Source organism: Pseudoalteromonas sp. Scap25, from assembly GCF_013394125.1.
Taxonomy (GTDB): Bacteria; Pseudomonadota; Gammaproteobacteria; order Enterobacterales; family Alteromonadaceae; genus Pseudoalteromonas.
Window position 1 is genome coordinate 463,035 of record NZ_CP041327.1, and the last position, 18,678, is coordinate 481,712.

Consider the following 18,678-nt stretch of genomic DNA (forward strand, 5'->3'; position numbering starts at 1 on the left):
TAAAACGTTTTGGTATTAAAGCTATAAACTTGCAAAAAGGCAAAGGATGTCAGCACTGCTCTTTCACAGGTTATAAAGGACGGATGGCAGTTACTGAATATTTAGCGTGTGATGATACTATTAAATCCATCCCTAAAGATTCTGATTTTATAAATAAAGCAAAAAAGCATAATAATGATATGCAACGTAGAACATTGATTGAAGATGGCCTTTACAAAGCTGTATTAGGGCAAACAACGATTGCTGAAGTTTTACGGGTGGCAGGCTAAATTATGCTTTTTAAATACAAAGCTTACGACCACTCAGGTGCAAAAAGTGAAGGGGAAACTGAAGCTGATAGCAAGCAAGCAGCTATTACAGCAATTCAAGCAATGGGGTTATTTCCTTCTCATGTAGAAGAAGTAAAAGCAGATGCAATCTCATTATTTAAGAGCAATGCAATTACGCTTGCTGATCTTGAGTTTTTAACTGCAGAACTTAGCCTTTTGCTTGAATCAGGAGTTCGTATAGATAAAGGGATTGATATTATCAGGCGAACTAAAGCTAAAGCATCTTTGGCTAAGTTACTCGATGATTTAAATAAAAAGATAAAAAAGGGTAATAGCTTATCATCTGCTTGTCGAGATTACCCTGAAGTATTTGATGAGTTGTACTGTAACTTAATTGAGCTCGGTGAAGCATCAGGTAATCTGAGTGAAGTGTTTGCCGACTTAGCAAAAGACTTAAAATTTAAAAGAGATCTGCGCAGTAAAATCATAGGCTCACTCACTTATCCAATCGTAATTTTTGCGGTTTGTATAATGAGCGTAGTGTTTATATTTAACTTTATTATACCGAAAATGGCGAGCATGTTTGCAGGGGCTGATGACCTGCCTTGGTATACATCGTTTATGCTTAGTATGAGTGACTGGATGGTCCAATACCAAGGCTTTTTATTTGTGGGCCTCATACTATCTATATTTCTTTGCATTTATTCATTAAAACAACCAAGAATACTTCGGTGGTGGCAAGGGGTATCTTTAAAGTTACCCATTATTTCAAATGCTGTTATAACTATCGAGAGAATCCGCTTCAATAGCGGCTTATCTATGATGCTTAAGTCGGGTATCCCTATAGACAAAGCCCTAGGGCTTTCGGCAGGTAATATTCGTAACTATCATTTGCGCAGAGAGATTGAAATCGCAAAACAAAAAGTAAAAAGAGGTAGTTCACTTTCACCAGCTTTACAGCAAACATCTATATATCCAGCTTTTTTTGTTTCATTACTCGAGGTTGGTGAAGAGTCAGGAAATCTTGAAAGAGTATTTGAAGAAATAGCCAATCGCTCAAGGGTGGACTTTGAAAGTTGGACCGAAAAAATGACTACATTATTAGAACCTTTAATGATACTCATCATGGGGGGGATTGTAGGCGGTGTTGTTGTAATTATGCTACTTAGCATGGTTTCTATGAATGATGTTGGATTATAGTGTTTAAAATTAAAGGTTTTACATTAATCGAACTCATGGTTGTAATGGCTGTAGTCGCACTCCTGGTCGGCTTAGTGGGGCCATTGACTATGCAGCAGCTAGACAAAGCACAAGCTAAGGCTGAGTTACTAAATTTAAAAAGAGAGTTAGTAGCAGTAAGTCAAAGAGCTTTTTTTTCAGATATGCAATTAACGGCTAAATTAGCAGGAAAAGAGCTTAGTGTGTTTTCTGAAGATAACCAAACAATCATTTATAACAAAAACTTTGACTACCTTTTTTTTCAACCGCAAGAGATCGTGTTTAATAATATTGGTTTTGTCTCCTTGACTTCTATAAATGCAAACTACCGAGACGAGCCTTTAACTATAAATTTAAACGACTTAATAAATAAACCTTACGCATTTAACCAAAATAATGTGGGCTTCTGACATGCAGTACACAAAGAAACAGTCAGGATTTACGCTTATAGAAGTGCTTGTCGCGAGTGTTATATTATTTTCATCAATTGCTATTGTAGGTGTTGTTTATAAAGGGGTATTGGTTTCAACAGTAAAAGCAGAAAAGCATATGCATTTAACGAGTGTTGTCTCTACGGCTGTTGATAAAATAGAAAGAAAATTAAAAACCATCGGTAATAGCGCTCAACAGGAAGATTCTGGGACTTTTGTTCTTCTAGGTGTTACAGCAAATTGGCATGCAGTACTTGTGCAAAGTAAGTCACCCCCTGATTTATTTGATCCTGACTCAGGCAAATCTGTACAAATTGAGAAAAAATATAATCTCTGGCGAGTCGAGCTAAAGCTTAATTATAAAGGAACATCGCAAGTTTATAACTTTTCAGGATTAAACTGGAGTGATTAAAGTGCAATCGAAAGGTTTTACACTTATAGAGTTGTTAATTACCATTTCTATTTTAAGTGCCTTAATTTTTACCGGCACCTTCAGCTATCAAATGTTAGCTAATCGATGGCAAGAAGAAGTGGGTACTTATAATAAAACGCTTGCAAATAGTAAGGGAATTTCATTACTTTCCAGAATACTGCATGGTGTAGCCCCGTATATTATTATTGATGAAAGAGAAAATAAAAGGCCAGGTCTGCTTTTTGTTGGCAATGAAAATAAGCTTTTTGGAGTGACGCAACAAGGGTTGTTTTCTGGTAAATACCCTGAAATTTTTAGGTTAACATTAGAGCAACAAGAAAATAAAAAGTATAATTTAATTTACCAGTCAGTCAGTACTAAAAACCAGTCTATTTTTACTACTCAGCAAGAAATCGCATTTGAACATAACTACTTGCTACTTGAAAACATAGATGAACTTGTCTTTTCCTACCGAGGTTGGGATAACTTGCCCTCTATGTCCATACAAAAAGAAGCACAAGAGCAACCAAAAGTAACAAATGAATACTCAGGCATTAATAAGCAGTTGTTACCTTTAAATATAATGACTACGTTAACAATTAACTCAGAAACAATGATGATCGAGGTTGACTCTGGCAGAGATTCGCTGCAGCATACCACCCTATATTTAGGAAATAACTCATGAATCAAGCCGCAGGTATCGCGCTGATTCAAGTGCTACTGATTACTGCATTATTGTCGGTGTTTGCTCTATTTTTGAATCAAGGAGCATCTAGGCATATTCACCTTTCTATGCTTGCTCAACAAAGAGCTGAGGCTGAAATATTATTGCACTCAGCTAAAAATGAGCTGTTATATACATTGTTAACTGAGTCTCTGTTATACCCTGCAATTGGTAGTAGCGAGAGCATTTCGCAAACCGCGAGTAGAGCAATACAGGACAAATGGAATTTTCATAACCAGGCATTTCCATTGTCAGAAAATGTAAAAATAAAAATTCAAGATCAATCCGCATTACTGAATGTAAACTTTTTTCCAAGCGCTCGTTTAGTCAAACTATTAACATCTTCTGGAGCCTCTCCCAAAAGAGCAAAGCAAATAACGGACACCTTGCTAGATTGGCTTGATGCTGATAACATCCCTCGAGAACTAGGCAATGATAGCTTTATGTCAAGTAATATCCGAAACGGCAAAATAGTTGATATAACAGAGATAGAAAAAGCGCTTGTTTTAACCGAAGATGAAAAAAAAGTACTATATAGTAACTTGAGTGTTTTCTCGCGGGGCGATTTAAATATTATGTCTGCTAGTAAAGAGCTTATAGCCTCTATGAGTACACTAGAAAAGGCAGAGTTTGTTACCCAGTTACGCGAGCAAGGTAAATTAAATATTGGTGACTTTAAAGAATATACCGGCATTGAATATCAAGACGGTATAAGGTTTGCATCTTCGAATAGACTTGGTGTTCAGCTGCTTATAAACTATAAAAATATTTCACTGAGTAAAAACTTTGTATTAAAAATTTCTCCTTATGCAAAAAACAAGACTCCCCCCTACGACTTACTGTTAGAGCGCAACTAATCATTATGTTTTTAAATGTTAACTCAATAAAACAGCGGATACGCGGTTTATTAAAATCCTTATGGCGTTTTGTTGGCTACTATGACGGAAATTTTTATCAGTTTGTTTACACTGAACAAGAAGGTCTTACTTTAGAGCCGATTAAAAATAAGAAGAAGCCTAAAATATTGATCATTTCATGTGGCAGCTATGCAGAGGAGCATATGTCACTCCCAGTGGTAGATAAAAAAGAGCTACGACAACTACTAAAGCTTCAAACCGAAGTTAACCAAGCTACTTTAGTGTGCGAAATTCAATCTGATAAAAGCATAGTGAATCGCTGGCAGTTACCTGATTTTAAATACCATCCTTTTTTCATAATTCCTGAGTCAGTTTTAATTACTAAAAAGTGCCGAGAGAGTGAAGCGTTAGTAGTTGAGGAAGGGGTTAATTCGACTATTTTTGCTTTAATTGGCAAAGTAACATATAGCGGCCAATTGAAAGGAGTGATTAATACAGCTAAACGCTTCGCTATGTCGGTGGGCATGCAATTAGAAACAACAACAACGCTCAGTCAAAAAGGCAAACTAGCACGTTTTGAAAGTGGCATTAAACAATTAACTTTTAAAGAGCTAGTTGCGTTCACCTCACTTAAAGCTAAAGCGGATAAAAGTAAACTTTTAGTCAGTCTTTCATTACCAGCTGTCGCTATTGTTAGTGCTTATCTACTGGTTAGCTCATTGTTTTTAATATTAAAAACAGAATACCTAGATTATCAAACCTCTACTATCGAACAGCAGCTAGGCGAACTCCTGAGGTTACAATCTGAAGTTGAAGAGCAGCAGGCAAGCTACCTTTCCTATATTGAGATACTTAACAATCAAACTGATTATACAGGGCTGCTAGTGTCACTTATCCCAGTTTTTGAACAAGTTAGGTTAACAAGCGTTATTTATGAAAATGGTCGTTATATCGTAAGGGGTGAAATTGAAAAAGCATCTGACTTCTTAGATTTAATTGCCGCAGAACCAAATGTTGATGATGCTAAATTTGATTTCGCAGTCATAAAAAGTAGAGCAAGAGAGCGCTTTGTTATTAGCTTTAAACTCGCTGAAAAATTAATAATACCTGAAAATGAAGAACCTACCTTAGAGGAGCCAGAACAAAATGGCTGAGTTAAAAAAGCATGCGCTCGCTTTATACCTTATAGGTGTACTTATTTTACTAAAATTTATACTTGTGCCTGTTATTGATTGGCAAGACAGTGTAATAGCAGAGCATCAACTTAAACAAAGAAAGCTAAGCAAAGCTAATACGTTACTTAACAACAAAGCAACGTTGCAAGAGCAAGCCGCTAATTTAGAAGAAAAACTGCTAAATGTCGCCCCGTATTTTTATTCTTGGCAAGAAGAGAGTGTATTTAAACGCGAACAACAACAAATAATTGAAACAGAGCTTGCAAAGTTTGACCTACGTAGTAAGCGAATTGGTTGGAAAGAGAGTTTTCCCACTGATGGGCAAAAAGTGATTAAATATAATATTGAATATTCATTTGAGGGTAGCGGTTATCAAGTTATAAATTACTTAGTCGCATTAAAAAAACATCAATATTTAACTGATACACCACAAACAAACTTCTCATTTCGTGGGCAAGGTGCGGGCAAGCTAGGTATTATCTCAGTATTCCTAAGTCGTAATTATTATATGCAACTAGAGGGGAGTAACCTAGATGATAAATAAACATGACCTCTTATTAAGGGTAAAAGAGCCTGTTATTATCGCCAGTGTTGTAGTTGCACTGATGTGGATTGTAAATGATTTATCAGTACGTATTATTAAGCCTATTTCTAATAAAGCTGAGATTAATGAAGTTTCAATAGAGCAAGCAAAGGTTAAAAATAATATTACAGCCCAAGAGGGCGCTAAGTTAATAGCCTTGTATGACGTTTATAAACCCAATGCCACAGAAGACACTGCAGCCTCAGAACCTGAAGGTTTAACCAAGGAGCAGCAACTAAGGCAAAGTGGCTTATTAACCGAGGTATTTATTGATAACAACAAGCTGACTTTAAAAGCGATTATTCAATTGCAGCAAACAAATAAAAAAGTGGCACTTATTGATGTGATGAATATTAAAGAACAGCAGCATGAACTAAAACGCTTTGACGATCAAAATCAAGTGTACGGTTATACACTCGAAGTATTAAATAATACCCAAGTAAAACTAACTGCTCAACATGAGCAGCAAACGCAAGAAATTATATTATCTATGTTTAAAGACATTGCGCCTGCAACTAAGAGTCAATAAAGGTTTATTATGAAAAATGTTCACTTTTCAAGCCTGTGTGTAGTAACCAGCTTTGCTTTGGTTGCATGTACAACAACGAATCAAGAAATTCAATCCAACGTTTTCGAGCCAAAAACGTCATACTTAAAAACGAATGATAAAGTAGTCACTGTTGAAAATGCAGAATTAGTTGACGGCAAGAAAAAACAACAACTACAACAGCAAAGTGGTCGGTTTAATTATGTTGAAGGATTTAAAACACCAGAACAAAAAGCGCAGGTTACTGACGATGTGATAGAGCAGTTTAGTGATAAGCGTGAATTAAAAATAGCCTCTGATGGGCTTACGCTTCAAGATTACCTGCACCAAGTGTTAGGTGAACAACTTGCAGTGAGCTATATACTGGCTGATGATATAAAAAATGATACGCAAACGGTTACTTTAAATATTCAACAATCATTAACTGAACGTAAGTTATACCTTTTAACTGAAAAGCTATTAGATGAGCGCGGTTATACAGTGCGTTTTAGTGATAATATTTTTTACATCCATAAAAAAGATAATAACACCGGTAATAAAGACGTTACCTATGGGTACGGTAATAAAGTATCAGATATTCCGCAAACATCTGGCGAAATCGTGCAGATGGTGCCTTATGAGTATGGCCTGCAAATGTCTATGAGTAACACCTTAAGACAAATGATAGGGGTTAAGTCATCAACTGATACCGATCGTAATAGCATTAATGTTTTTGGTAAACGTAATGAAATAATAAAGGCATTAGAGCTAATACAATTACTTGATCGCCCATCGCTTGTTAATCGTCGAATTGGTATTTATGAATCCACTTACGTCAATGGTATGGAGCTGCTTGATAAGCTGACTGAGTTATTAAAGCAAGAGGGCATTAAGTTTGGTACAGGTAGCGATACCTCAAGCGCGGTAACTGCAGTTAACATTGAAAAGCAGGGTAAAATAGTTTTTTTTGCTAACAGTGAAGCGCTAATAGAGCGCGCAGTATACTGGGCAAAACAAATAGATAAACCCATAGACAGCGCCGAAAAGCAGTACTTTATTTATCAGCCACAATACTCTCGCGCTCTAGATATGGGGGAAAGTTTAGAGGCGTTAATTGGTGGCGGTAGTGCTCGTTTAAGTAACACCACCTCAGCCTCTAGTGAAAACAGTAACACACCAAGACGCAGAGGGGCATTAAGTGCCAGCTCAGATGATTTAAAAATGGTGATTGATGAGCGCTCAAACTCGGTGATATTTTTTACCACCGGCGAAAAGTATCAACAGTTATTACCACTCGTTAAACGCTTAGATATTTTACCAAAGCAAATTATGCTAGAAGTGGTCATTGCTGAAGTATCGCTTACTGACGAATTTAAACGCGGCGTTGAATTTGCTTTAAAAAGCAAAGGTCGTTATAGCGCCTCAACCTCGGGTGCCTTTATGGGTGATACAGGAACATTTGGAGGCTTAACCTACGCACTAACCAGCGGGGTAGACGCTCTAAATATTAGTTTATTTCAAAGTAACTCGTTAGTACGCATACTTTCGCGTCCTTCATTAGTGGTGCGAGACGGCGTGAATGCCAATATTAGTATAGGCACTGATATTCCTATTGTTGGCTCAACCACCAGTGCACCGCTTGACGATGCAGGCAGGCAAACCACCACGATTGAATACCGTAAAACGGGTGTGCAACTCGGTGTTACCCCCACAGTGAACGCCCAAGGGATAGTACTGATGGAAATAGACCAAAAAATCTCTAACCAAGTTAAAAATGGCTCTACGTTATCGGGTAACCCAAGTGTATTTGAGCGCACGATAAAAACTGAGGTCGTGGCACAAAGTGGCGAAACCATTATTTTAGGCGGTTTAATTAGCGAAAACAGAACCACACAAGATTCATCAGTGCCGTTTTTTTCAAGCATTCCAATTTTAGGTGAGTTATTTAAAGCCGATACTATTGATGGCGATAAAACAGAGTTAGTATTAATGGTCACCCCTCGGGTGATTGAAAACGCATCAGAGTGGGATGATTTAAAACAGCAATTTGAATCGTCATTTAGTAACTTAAAAATTAACTAGTTAAACTTAGGTTTACTTGGCCAAGTTTATTATTGGTTTTATATAGTTAAACACAATAATTGGCTCGTTTAAAAGTATGGTTTTTTGTAGCAAAGCTAGTTTTTTTTGCTCAACTACCTTATATTGCAAAGGTTAATAACGCCATAACGTAGTGCACCATTAACGTTAGTTAATGTTAGTCATAAATTTGTCATGTGCTTTTTATACTATGTGCGCTTTATGCATTATAAATGCCTTTAATTAGCTGAAAAAATAGCCTATTTTTTATGGTTTTAATTAAGCTGAAAAGGTTGATTAGTTTAAAAAAGTTAAGTACACTCGTTTGGCGTTAACAAGTTTGTTAATTGCATGTTGTTCAATTTGTATCATTTAAACTAGTTTGTTTAAGGGAATACCTTTTGATTGCAAATTGAACAGTCAAACAATTACTAGTTGACATTAAAGGGTTAATATCTATACGCTTTAATTGTTTGGCTGTTGCTTAGGCGACGGCCTAAGTAAAATAAAAATATGTGGGTTAGCAGTTAACAAATTAATAAACTGTTATCCCAGTTTCATGAAACTTAAGGAAATGAAATTATGTTTAAGAAAACTCTACTAGCATTAGCTGTAGCTGGTGTATCTATCACTGCTACTGCTGCAACAGTTAAAACTGGCGTATCTGCTGATGCTACAACTGCTGCTGATGCTGCAACCGCTCTTGTTAAGCGCATTGGTGATAAAAAGTCAGGCCTTGGTGTTGATAATGTTTTTGGTGGTGCTACTGATGATAACTGTGAACAGTTAGCCACTGAATATAGTGCTACAGTAATCGAAACAGCAACTATTACTACAGGTAGTGATCACACTGCTACGTTTGGTACTGCTACTAAAGGTAACACAAATAATGTTGTTGAATATACAGCAGCTAAAGCTTGTACAGTTTATTTAGCGGCTGAAACGTCTTCAGCTACTACTAAAGACGGTGTTGAGTACTCAACAGTTAAAGCTATCGAAATCAAGCCAGTAGTTGTTGCTGGTATTGGTGGTTACAAAGACGAAGATACACTAACATTCAAAATCTCTGGTGCTAAATTAGATACTTCTAAAACAGTTTCTCCTCAGATTGTTGTTGATACACTAGGTACTTCAACAGGTAACGTTACATTCGACGTGCTAGATATCGAAGAAGACCAAGTTCGTTTCACTGTTCAAGGTGCTAACGCTCAAAACGATTTCGTACGTGGCGGTGCTGCATTACAACTAAGTGGTTTATTCTTAGACTCTACTGGTCTTAGCAACTCTACTTCAGTAACAATTAACTCATTTGCTACTAACACATCTGGTACTCAGTTTGACGTAGCAAAAGCTGCTGTAATTACTACGCTTGTACCACAGTACTCAGCTGAAGTAACTACTGCTTTTGACGCTGACATCGATGTTGGTAAAGATCGTCAAGAATTTGCTAACGGCACTGGCGATACACTTACTCTTAAAGTAGAGAAAAACACAGATAACCTAGAGCTAGTACCGGCTACTGCTACTTACGTTATTGCTGGTGATTTCTCTTGGATGCTTGATGATGACATCGATGCAAACGAAGATGGTAAATTATCTTCTACTGAAATCGGTTCAGCTGTAGCATACGCTGGTACTAACGATACTGTAGCTAGTTACGCACTTAACTCTACTAATACTGAGTTAACAGTTAAAACTACTGTAGTTGCTCCTGTTGATGCTGCTCCTGCATTCACTTTCACAGTACCTGGTTACGACCAAGGTAAACTTGAAAACGTAATGATTCCAGTACAGTCTTTCACAGCTAAAGTAGACGTGTTAAGCGACAAGTCTATCGGTAGCGGTGCAGCTAACATGCCAGCTCTAGCTGCATCTTCAGCAGGTGCTTGGGAACTTAACGGTTCAGTAGTAGTACTACCATACATTCCGTTTGGTCCTAACACGCAACCAATCTTACGCCACACAAATGCGGGAACTCGCGTTGGTGATGTAAGCATGCGTTACATGATCGAAGGCGAAGACGTAACTTGGAAAGCACTTCCAGCTGCTAGCTTAAAAGATGTTAAACCAGGTGTTCGTAACATCCTTTCACTTGTAACTGACGCGCTTAAAGCTGAAGGCTACGATGCATCTGCAACTGGCTTTAAAGCAGCAATCGAAGTTGTTACTAACGTTCCTTCACGTGACGTTCACGTGTTTGCAGGCGCTAAAGTAGATAGCTCTGATTCTTCACGCATCAACTTAGGTTCTTACAAAACTAACAACTAATATTAGTTGTATTTTGTAAATAAAAAGCGGGCTTATGCCCGCTTTTTTTATGTTAATAAATAATAGGTTTTAATATGGCCATCGACTTAATTAATGATTTAATCACTAAAAAAAAATATAAAAAAGCGCAGCAATTAATTAAAAAACACCTTAAACAACACGGTGAGTCATTGGAATTATTGGAGCTAGAAGCCCATTGCTGCTTTTATTTAAAGCAACTTAAACAAAGTGTGATTATTTATAAAAAGCTACTTAATTACTCTGTAAGCAATGCAACAAGAGTTGGTTTTTTAAATAACTTAGCTGTTACTTATAATCAGTTAAAGCAGCCAGATTTAATCCTCGATACCTACAAACAATCAATTAATTTAGACCCAAGTGCAAACAATGCTTTTGCCCGTGAGCAATACTGCATAACGGCAATTCAAAATAACCAGCCAAGCGACGTACTTGACTATATTGACCCTTTGCTGAGTCTTGCCGATTACTCAGATAATGCGCATATAATGAAACTAGACGCCGCAATACAGGTAGGTAATATTCAAGCAGTTGAAAGTACATTAAAAAAACTACAACTAATACTTAGTAGTTTTAAAGATACACATGTCACCTTGTTAATGAATGTGCTTAAAAAGCATGGCTATAATGAGCAATTAAAGACCTTGTTAGTGGCAAATAAGGCGCGGTTTGCTGCTATGCCTTGGTATGATGAGCTGATGAGTGAGCAGCCAAAAACCACGACAGAACGAGTTACCCCCCAGCGTGAAAACTATCGCGTTGAAGGAAGTAATAAAATACTAGTAAAGCAAATAAACAAGTTAATCAATACCAATGAACAAGCAGGGGCATTTTTTAGCCCGCTAATTGATATTGTGGCAAACGAACATGGTTTATCGATTAAAACCCCTTATCCGGTAATTAAAAATACCCCCTTAATTAATATACCGCTTACCTGTATGCCATTATTGTGTGATTATGATTTAACGGTAAATAATAATAACCTATTGTGTAAGCCACACAATCAACAATGCAATTCTGCTGCTAATGATACTATGGCACTAATGGTAGACATTTATAATCAAACTAATAAGTTAAAAGAGTGGCAGCAAAGCTCAGTGTTTTTTAGCTTGGCAAATCATCCAGAACTTTTGAGTAGTTTGGTGGCGGGGAAAAAACATGTATTTAAAATAATGAATTTTTATAAGCTACAGCTTGAAAATAAAAAAGATAAGTTATTGTTAGACAGCTTTCTTGGCGCACGGATATTTGGCTATAAAAAAGAACAATTAGCGCGTCAAAATATTAAAGTAGAAGGCGATTCTGAAGCTGGGCTATTATCGGTAATCGATTTTATTAACCATCGTTTAGCTTCAAGTTACTATCAAGATAGCAGTCAAGGAATAGGTATTAGCTCACCAGCAGGACAAGGTGAAAATGATGAGTTATTCGTACAATACAACTATTTTGATCCGCTAAGTACGCTATTAATTTATGGCTTTGTTGATTTGAGCTCACCTTTTTTGTTTAGCGTACCTGTTAACATGCAATTGGCCGATGGGCGGGAAGCGCAGGTTTTGGGTAATAACCCGTTTGGCAATGAGACGGTGTCTGCTAGCGCAAAACATTTGGCCAAATATGTCCCTAACATTATAAAAATAGACAAAGGCATTACACTTGATAGTTTATCTATCCCTGATTTAACGAATATAAACCAATTACGAGACGTGCTTACAACGGTTGTGAAAAGTGTCGCTTTAAATGATAACTTAACAGACTCTGCGTTAATGGCTGAAGTGTACTCACTTGAAAAGCAACTGTTACAACTAAACTTAAAATATTGGCACCATTTAGAACAGTTGTTTAATCAGCAAGATAACGTGCCCGTAATAGCAACTGAGCAGCTTGAGTCATTGATTGGTTTTGCTAAAAAACACATTAGCCAATACGCAAATCATTTTGGTACTGCTTTGTTTTAATAAACAAGTCCCTGTAAATGGCTGTGTTTGTATAAAAAAGCACTGCCTTTTATTTGCGGCTATTTAGTTTTACAAACTGTATTGCTAAAGAGTTTTTGGTAAAATATTGATTTTAGTTGGATAAAAAAGTGTGGCAACGAGTTAAATATTGGCTTTTTTCCAAGCGCTATTTAAAACAGCGGGTAGCGTTTTTACATCAGCAGCTTTTAATAAGCCAACAGCGTTTACTGGCTCAGCAAGGTCTTACGCTCAACGCTGAAAATGGTGAGGCTGAGAGTATTGATTGCGTTGTGTCACTAACCAGTTATGGCAAGCGTATAGCAACGCTGCATTACACGTTATACAGTCTATTAAACCAAACAGTTAAACCACAGCAAATTATAGTATGGTTAGCCCATGGCGAAGTACTAACCGCTGAACTAAAAAAACTAGAATCATATATTACATTTAACTGGTGTGAGGATTTGCGCTCTTACAAAAAGCTGATTCCTAGTTTACGTTTGCAGTTGGGTGTACCCATTATTACTTTTGACGACGATATTATTTACCCCGTTAATCAAATTGAGCAACTTTACAAACAACATTTAGTTTACCCAAGCGCTATTATTTGCCACAGAGCCCATAAGGTTACGTTTGACTCTACTGGCCATATTGCTCCTTATTCGCAATGGCAGTTTGATAGCAATGAGAAACTACCTAGTTATTTACTGATGCCTATTGGCATAGGGGGAGTGCTGTACCCTGAAAATTGCTTTGCCGAAGAAGTAACTAATACCGAACTATGCATGGCACTATGCCCAACGGCAGATGATATTTGGTTTAAATTTATGACGCTTAAAAAAGGCATAAAAATAAAACTGGTTGCAAACCCTACGCCTTATAAAGATTATTTGCATGTTGTAGGCACACAAGCACACAGTTTATGGCTACATAATAAAACAGCCAATGATGCTCAATTAGCTAACGTGGTTGGCTTTGATGAAACTCTTTTGGCTAAGTTGAGGCAGTAAATGACCATTTTAAAGCGTTTATTAAAGCGCTTCCCTTTTTGCGTGTATCCTTATAAACCTTATATGCACAAATATAAGTGTATTTTTATTCATATTCCCAAAAATGCGGGCTCAAGTGTTATGAAAGCCTTAGGCGATAGTGGCGGGCGCTTTCATGTGGAATCGGGGTATTACAATGAGGTGAATGACTACTTTTATAAAAAGTATCACCGCTTTGCCATTGTAAGGCATCCGTTAGAGCGATTATTTTCAGCTTATAAGTACAGCTTGCAAGGTGGTAATGGCTCACAAAGTGATAAGTTATTAGCAGATAAAATTAAAAGTAATAGCCATGACTTTGCCAGCTTTGTCGATGTATTATTAGATATGCACTTTATAATGCAGCACAAATTGTTTAAGCCGCAGTACTTATTTGTATGCAAAAGCGATTTAGCCTTAAATATAGATACCGTTTTACATTTTGAAAAGCTAGCTGAGCAGTGGCCTGCTTTTGCTAAAAAGCATAATTTGCCAAACAGTTTAGAATTTATTAACCGCTCTGAAAAAGTGAGCTTACCTATATTAACAAGCGCTCAGTATAAAAAGATTAACCAATTATATTATTTTGATTTTGAGCTCTTTGGCTATACCCCAATTGATGTTAATTAAATCATTAAGTGCATTTATTGCCGGCTCTTTTTCTATTAAGTTACTTACTGCACTTTCCAGTTTGGGGGTATTTGCGCTTTTTGCACAACAACTTGGCGTTAACGAATTTGGTTTGCTTGTTTTGTGCCTGAGTATGTCGTTGTTAATGTCGGGCTTGGCAAAGTTAGGCTTAGAAAATTTAATTGTTCGTTTTGGCGCACAGTTTAATGATTTAGATTTGGGTAGGCTATACGTATTAAGTCATGTAATCGCTTTATCAAGCTGCGGCTTATTAACGGTATTGGTTTTATCTTTTGATACACAGATAGCTTTGTGGTTTTCTGTCGAAAGGTTAAATGACTTATTGCCCTTAATCTGTATGCAAACCTTACTGTTAGCATTGCAAAGCATTAATTCGTCAGTTTTAAATTCACGACACAAAATTATTCATAGTGTTTGTTTTTCTGGTTTTATTAGTAACCTGCTAATTTTATTAACCGCGCTATTTTTCAAGCCAGATACAGCATTACATGCGTTTAAAATAGTACTTGGTTGTACAGCTGTTAGTTTAATTTTTTCCTACGTGGCCTCTCTCTTTTATTGCACACCAAGCTTTGATGGCCTAAAAACGCTTCCGCTTAAAAAATTAAGAAAGGCGAATAAGCATTATTTTGTCATTGCATTTTCAGCATTGCTAACACAGCAGCTGGCTAATTTATTGGTTGCTAAATACGCTAGCTTGGCTGATGTTGCAATGCTATCCATTGCTTTGAAAGTGGCGGTACTGTTTAGTTACCCTTTACAGGCTGTTAATGCGGTATGTAGCCCATACTATGCTCGCTTTTTTAGTGCGGGTAAGTTTTATAATATCAAGCAGTTAGCAAGAGAAACACGTATTTTACTAACCGTTATAGCGACGGCTGGAATACTCGTTGTTTATTTTTGTATTGATATTATGCTTTCACTAATAGGTGAAGAGTATGTACAAGCTGCTACGTATATAAAAATATTAGCCATTGGCCAATGGGTTAATTTAAGTTGTGGCTCAGCGGTTGTTATTTTATTAATGACAGGGCATGAGAGAATACACCAATATCAAAATTTATTTATAACCATTTTATTTTTATTAATGTTGTGGGTATTTACGCCTATTTATGGTGGTATTGCTGCGGCGTGCCTTGTTGCAGCTTCAATGATTGCGAAAAACCTAGTGAGTTTATTCGTTGTTTATAAACGAGTATTTAAGATGAGTGCCGATGATTTCTAAATTTGATAAATGTTTATTTGTTCATATTCCAAAAGTAGCAGGGCAAAGTATTGAAAGTGTGTTTTTAAAGCGTGCTGGGTTTGAGTGGCATGAACGTGCTCCATTCTTACTTAAGGCTAATACTAATAAAGAGTTAGGCCCTCCTAGGCTGGCCCATTTAACAGCAAATGAATATGTTGAACTCGGATATTTAACTGAGGAGCGCTTTTCTGAATTATATCGGTTTAGTTTTGTGCGCAATCCTTGGGAGCGCATTTTGTCTGAATATAAATACAGAGGCTATAAGTGCTCTTTTAAAGACTTTTTATTAAAGTCTTTCCCAACCGAGAAAGATGATAATTATGCCTCTGGTGATGATCTGTACAGGCATGTGATACCGCAGGCTGAGTTTGTTTGTAATCGTCAAGGAGAGCTTTTAGTCGATTTTATTGGTCGTTTTGAGACGCTATCAAGTGACTTTGCTAAAGTGAGTAAGGCAATTACCGGCAGCCCTCTTGCTCTGCCTCATAAAAATAAAACAACATCAAAATTTAAAAGTGTTTTTCAGCCTAAAGCTAAATACTATACGGACTATTATTGTGATATTACCGAGCGTTTTGTAGAGCGTTATTATGCGCAAGATATAGAGCTATTTAACTACTCTTTTGGCGCTTAGTTTTTGTTGAAATGGCTGCTCTATAAACTTATAGGTAATAGCTGAAATTAAGCATGTGATTAATATTATTGCTGTATTTAAAAAGGGTGCAGCAGATGTGTTGTATATATCGGCTAAAGGGGTATTGATTGGTAATCCTTTTTTTGCAAAAAAGTACTGCCATATATTTATAATGATATTAATGACTAAGAAGTGGGTAAGGTATATTGAGTAGGATATTTTACCTAAATATTGCATAGTTTTTGTTTTAAGGAGCGTTGAAATTACTCCGTTTGATGCGCTAAAGTAATAAATGCTTAATGTAAAAACTAAAAATGTAGTTAGTTGGCCTAGTTTATATTTTGCTAAAATGGTTATGCAGCTTATTACTGCTAATAATAATACGACCTCTATTATCGCAACCTTAAGCTTTGAACTGTAATTTAGCTCGGTTTTCTCTTTAATAATAAATACACTAACACCAAGAAAAAATCCTCCAATAGCTCTTATAAACCCTAGATCAAATGTTCTTAAAAGTGTGATGGGTTTAAGGATATAAAGCGTTGTATATGCAAGAACAATTAAAAAAATTGACCACTGCAGTAAATTTTTGACTCTTATGCTCTTTGCGACTACAAAAAAAAGTAAATAAGTATAAAATTCAGCGCCTATGCTCCAAGATGGGGCATTCCATGTTAGTTGGTCATCTAAATTATGTGCGTTGAGGAGTAATAAATTAAGAATAAAAGAAGTGAAATCGTTATTTATAAAAGGGTCTGTATTTCCCAAGTTGAATTGAGTATAAAGTAAGTGTTTTAGAGAGAGAAACATTAACCAGGCTAATAATAACGTTAAGTGTAACGGGTAAATACGAGCAAAACGATTTTGCATATAGGTTTTAAAGTTTAAACTATCGATTTTACTTTTGTATGCATGGGCAATGACAAACCCCGATAGTATAAAGAAAAAATCAACGAAAATGTCGCTATTAGATATAAACGTTGTTTTGTATCCGTAAAAAAAGGGGGAGTGGAATAATAAAACCAATAATGCAGCCAACCCTCGAAATGCATCTAAGTTAGTATATCTTTGCTTTTCCACTGGTATCCTTGTTGTAAATCTGATTAAGCTTTTTTGCAATATAAATTGATAATTCAATTTCCTCCTATTCTAATTTAAAACTGAAATTAATAGTAGTGGACTTTGGTTTGCTAAGTATTAATTAAAACTTTCAAGTTTAAAAGGGGTTAGCTAATCTAGTGCTTATAAGTTACTTTTTAGATAAAAAATTAATGATTCATATAAATTGATATAATCCTAATCAATTTATATTAGGTATAGCTTTTTTGTAATTTAGTAATAAAAAGTGTGTTTTTTTGTTTTCACTCATTCATCCTTATGAATTTGTTGGTATTTTTGCTTGTTTTTGAATTTCTAATACTTATACAAAGCTATTTTTATTTATGTCTTAATCAACTATAATACATCGCCTGTTTGCTAGGTTATTATAAAAATGTGTCAAAAGCCCATGTATAAAAGGTTGAAAAATTGTGATTATAAATAATTTAGGGTTGTTTTTATGCTCATTTTTGAGCCTCTTTATTTTTAGGAAAATTGCAATTTTTATCAACCTAGTTGATGAGCCTAACTCTCGAAAGCACCACGCAGGTTCTGTTCCTTTGGTTGGTGGGTTGGCGGTTTTTGTTGTTGTTTTTTCTTATTTATTTGTCTTTCCCGAAACAATTTCCTCTTCAATGCTTTACTTAATTTGTGCGAGTATTTTGCTATTCATTGGTGTATTAGACGATTTATACGATATTAGTTTTAGATTTCGTTTGATCTTACAGATTGTTATATCCGCATTAATGATGTGTTTTGGCGGGTTAATTTTCAATGATATTGGTGCCTTGTTCGGTGGCACAAGCATTAACTTGTCTTATTTTGGTTACATTATGACTGTTATTGTCGTTGTTGGCGCTATTAATGCCTTCAATATGGTCGATGGTATTGATGGGCTGCTTGGGGCTTTGGCAACAATAACATTTACCTCGTTGGGTATTTTATTTTATTTTAATGGTCAAAATGAATTAATGGCCTTTTGTGCTGCCATTGTAGTGGCAACTGTTCCTTATATTTTAATGAACTTAGGCATCCCTTTAGGGCAGCGTTTTAAAATTTTTATGGGTGACGCAGGAAGCACAGTCATTGGTTTTACTGTTGTTTGGTTGTTACTTGAAGGGTCTCAATCTCAAGAGAAAAGTGCATTTAGTCCTGTAACGGCACTGTGGTTAGCCGCTGTTCCTATAATAGACGCAATTTCTACCATTACTCGTAGGATCAAAAAAGGTCAGTCACCCTTTAAGCCTGATAGAGAGCATCTACATCATATTTTACTTAGACTGGGTTTTTCCAGCAGACAAGCTTTAGTTGTGATTTGCTTTATATCGACGGTGTTTGCAACGGTAGGTATTGTAACCGACATTTATAATGTACCTGACTACATTATGTTTTATTCATTTCTTTTGTGCACAATTATGTATTACTTTTTTATGCTAAGAATTTGGCGTATTAGTGTACATATTCGTCGTTTTTTTGGTACAAACCGCTAGAGTATTTGATGTT

The 18,678-nt window shown here is 36.1% G+C and carries 17 protein-coding genes and 1 pseudogene; 17 read left to right on the forward strand and 1 reads right to left on the reverse strand.

Annotation, left to right across the window (positions count from 1 at the left end):
• Positions 1 to 51 precede the first annotated feature (51 nt).
• The 16 genes and pseudogenes from FLM54_RS18960 to FLM54_RS02240 all read left to right on the forward strand — a co-directional run.
• Positions 52 to 105: pseudogene (locus tag FLM54_RS18960) on the forward strand (hypothetical protein); the annotation flags it as partial.
• Between the two features lie 167 nt (positions 106 to 272).
• The gene (locus FLM54_RS02170) at positions 273 to 1,469 is read left to right on the forward strand and encodes a type II secretion system F family protein (RefSeq protein WP_218651583.1); all 1,197 of its coding nucleotides are present in this window, start codon (positions 273 to 275) and stop codon (positions 1,467 to 1,469) included.
• Positions 1,469 to 1,897: a prepilin-type N-terminal cleavage/methylation domain-containing protein gene (locus FLM54_RS02175; protein WP_198522502.1), complete on the forward strand. Its 429-nt coding sequence runs from the start codon at positions 1,469 to 1,471 to the stop codon at positions 1,895 to 1,897. Before FLM54_RS02170 ends, FLM54_RS02175 begins: the two co-directional genes overlap by 1 nt.
• 1 nt (position 1,898) lies before the next feature.
• Positions 1,899 to 2,330, forward strand: coding sequence for a prepilin-type N-terminal cleavage/methylation domain-containing protein (locus FLM54_RS02180; protein WP_178954870.1), 432 nt, complete (start codon positions 1,899 to 1,901; stop codon positions 2,328 to 2,330).
• Position 2,331: 1 nt separating this feature from the next.
• Positions 2,332 to 3,015: a prepilin-type N-terminal cleavage/methylation domain-containing protein gene (locus FLM54_RS02185; RefSeq protein ID WP_178954872.1), complete on the forward strand. Its 684-nt coding sequence runs from the start codon at positions 2,332 to 2,334 to the stop codon at positions 3,013 to 3,015.
• On the forward strand, positions 3,012 to 3,911 hold the full coding sequence (locus tag FLM54_RS02190; RefSeq protein ID WP_178954881.1) for a general secretion pathway protein GspK: 900 nt from the start codon (positions 3,012 to 3,014) through the stop codon (positions 3,909 to 3,911). Before FLM54_RS02185 ends, FLM54_RS02190 begins: the two co-directional genes overlap by 4 nt.
• Positions 3,912 to 3,916: 5 nt before the next feature.
• Entirely contained in the window at positions 3,917 to 5,065 is a 1,149-nt protein-coding gene (locus FLM54_RS02195) for a hypothetical protein (RefSeq protein WP_178954883.1), read from the forward strand.
• The gene (locus tag FLM54_RS02200; RefSeq protein WP_178954885.1) at positions 5,058 to 5,630 is read left to right on the forward strand and encodes a hypothetical protein; all 573 of its coding nucleotides are present in this window, start codon (positions 5,058 to 5,060) and stop codon (positions 5,628 to 5,630) included. Before FLM54_RS02195 ends, FLM54_RS02200 begins: the two co-directional genes overlap by 8 nt.
• The gene (locus FLM54_RS02205; RefSeq protein WP_178954887.1) at positions 5,620 to 6,198 is read left to right on the forward strand and encodes a hypothetical protein; all 579 of its coding nucleotides are present in this window, start codon (positions 5,620 to 5,622) and stop codon (positions 6,196 to 6,198) included. Before FLM54_RS02200 ends, FLM54_RS02205 begins: the two co-directional genes overlap by 11 nt.
• A gap of 9 nt (positions 6,199 to 6,207) precedes the next feature.
• On the forward strand, positions 6,208 to 8,277 hold the full coding sequence (locus tag FLM54_RS02210) for a secretin N-terminal domain-containing protein (RefSeq protein WP_178954889.1): 2,070 nt from the start codon (positions 6,208 to 6,210) through the stop codon (positions 8,275 to 8,277).
• Positions 8,278 to 8,856: 579 nt separating this feature from the next.
• Positions 8,857 to 10,542: a hypothetical protein gene (locus tag FLM54_RS02215; RefSeq protein ID WP_178954891.1), complete on the forward strand. Its 1,686-nt coding sequence runs from the start codon at positions 8,857 to 8,859 to the stop codon at positions 10,540 to 10,542.
• A gap of 74 nt (positions 10,543 to 10,616) precedes the next feature.
• Entirely contained in the window at positions 10,617 to 12,518 is a 1,902-nt protein-coding gene (locus FLM54_RS02220; protein WP_178954893.1) for a tetratricopeptide repeat protein, read from the forward strand.
• 128 nt (positions 12,519 to 12,646) lie between these two features.
• A complete protein-coding gene (locus tag FLM54_RS02225) occupies positions 12,647 to 13,528 on the forward strand; it encodes a glycosyltransferase family A protein (protein WP_178954894.1) in 882 nt (293 codons plus the stop codon).
• Complete coding sequence (locus tag FLM54_RS02230) at positions 13,529 to 14,176, forward strand: sulfotransferase family 2 domain-containing protein (protein ID WP_178954896.1); 648 nt, start codon at positions 13,529 to 13,531, stop codon at positions 14,174 to 14,176.
• Positions 14,166 to 15,422 carry a lipopolysaccharide biosynthesis protein gene (locus FLM54_RS02235; RefSeq protein ID WP_178954898.1) on the forward strand — a complete coding sequence of 419 codons (1,257 nt, stop codon included), beginning with the start codon at positions 14,166 to 14,168 and terminating at the stop codon, positions 15,420 to 15,422. The genes FLM54_RS02230 and FLM54_RS02235 overlap by 11 nt, the downstream gene beginning before the upstream one ends.
• Positions 15,412 to 16,077 carry a sulfotransferase family 2 domain-containing protein gene (locus FLM54_RS02240; RefSeq protein ID WP_178954900.1) on the forward strand — a complete coding sequence of 222 codons (666 nt, stop codon included), beginning with the start codon at positions 15,412 to 15,414 and terminating at the stop codon, positions 16,075 to 16,077. The genes FLM54_RS02235 and FLM54_RS02240 overlap by 11 nt, the downstream gene beginning before the upstream one ends.
• Here the strand turns inward: FLM54_RS02240 and FLM54_RS02245 are convergent.
• Positions 16,051 to 17,157 (reverse strand): acyltransferase family protein, encoded by a 1,107-nt coding sequence (locus FLM54_RS02245; protein ID WP_178954902.1) that lies wholly within the window; start codon positions 17,155 to 17,157, stop codon positions 16,051 to 16,053. The two genes, FLM54_RS02240 and FLM54_RS02245, sit on opposite strands and share 27 nt — an antisense overlap.
• 449 nt (positions 17,158 to 17,606) lie before the next feature.
• Between FLM54_RS02245 and wecA the strand changes: the two genes are divergently transcribed.
• Positions 17,607 to 18,665, forward strand: coding sequence for a UDP-N-acetylglucosamine--undecaprenyl-phosphate N-acetylglucosaminephosphotransferase (wecA, locus tag FLM54_RS02250; RefSeq protein ID WP_178954904.1), 1,059 nt, complete (start codon positions 17,607 to 17,609; stop codon positions 18,663 to 18,665).
• Positions 18,666 to 18,678: the final 13 nt, after the last annotated feature.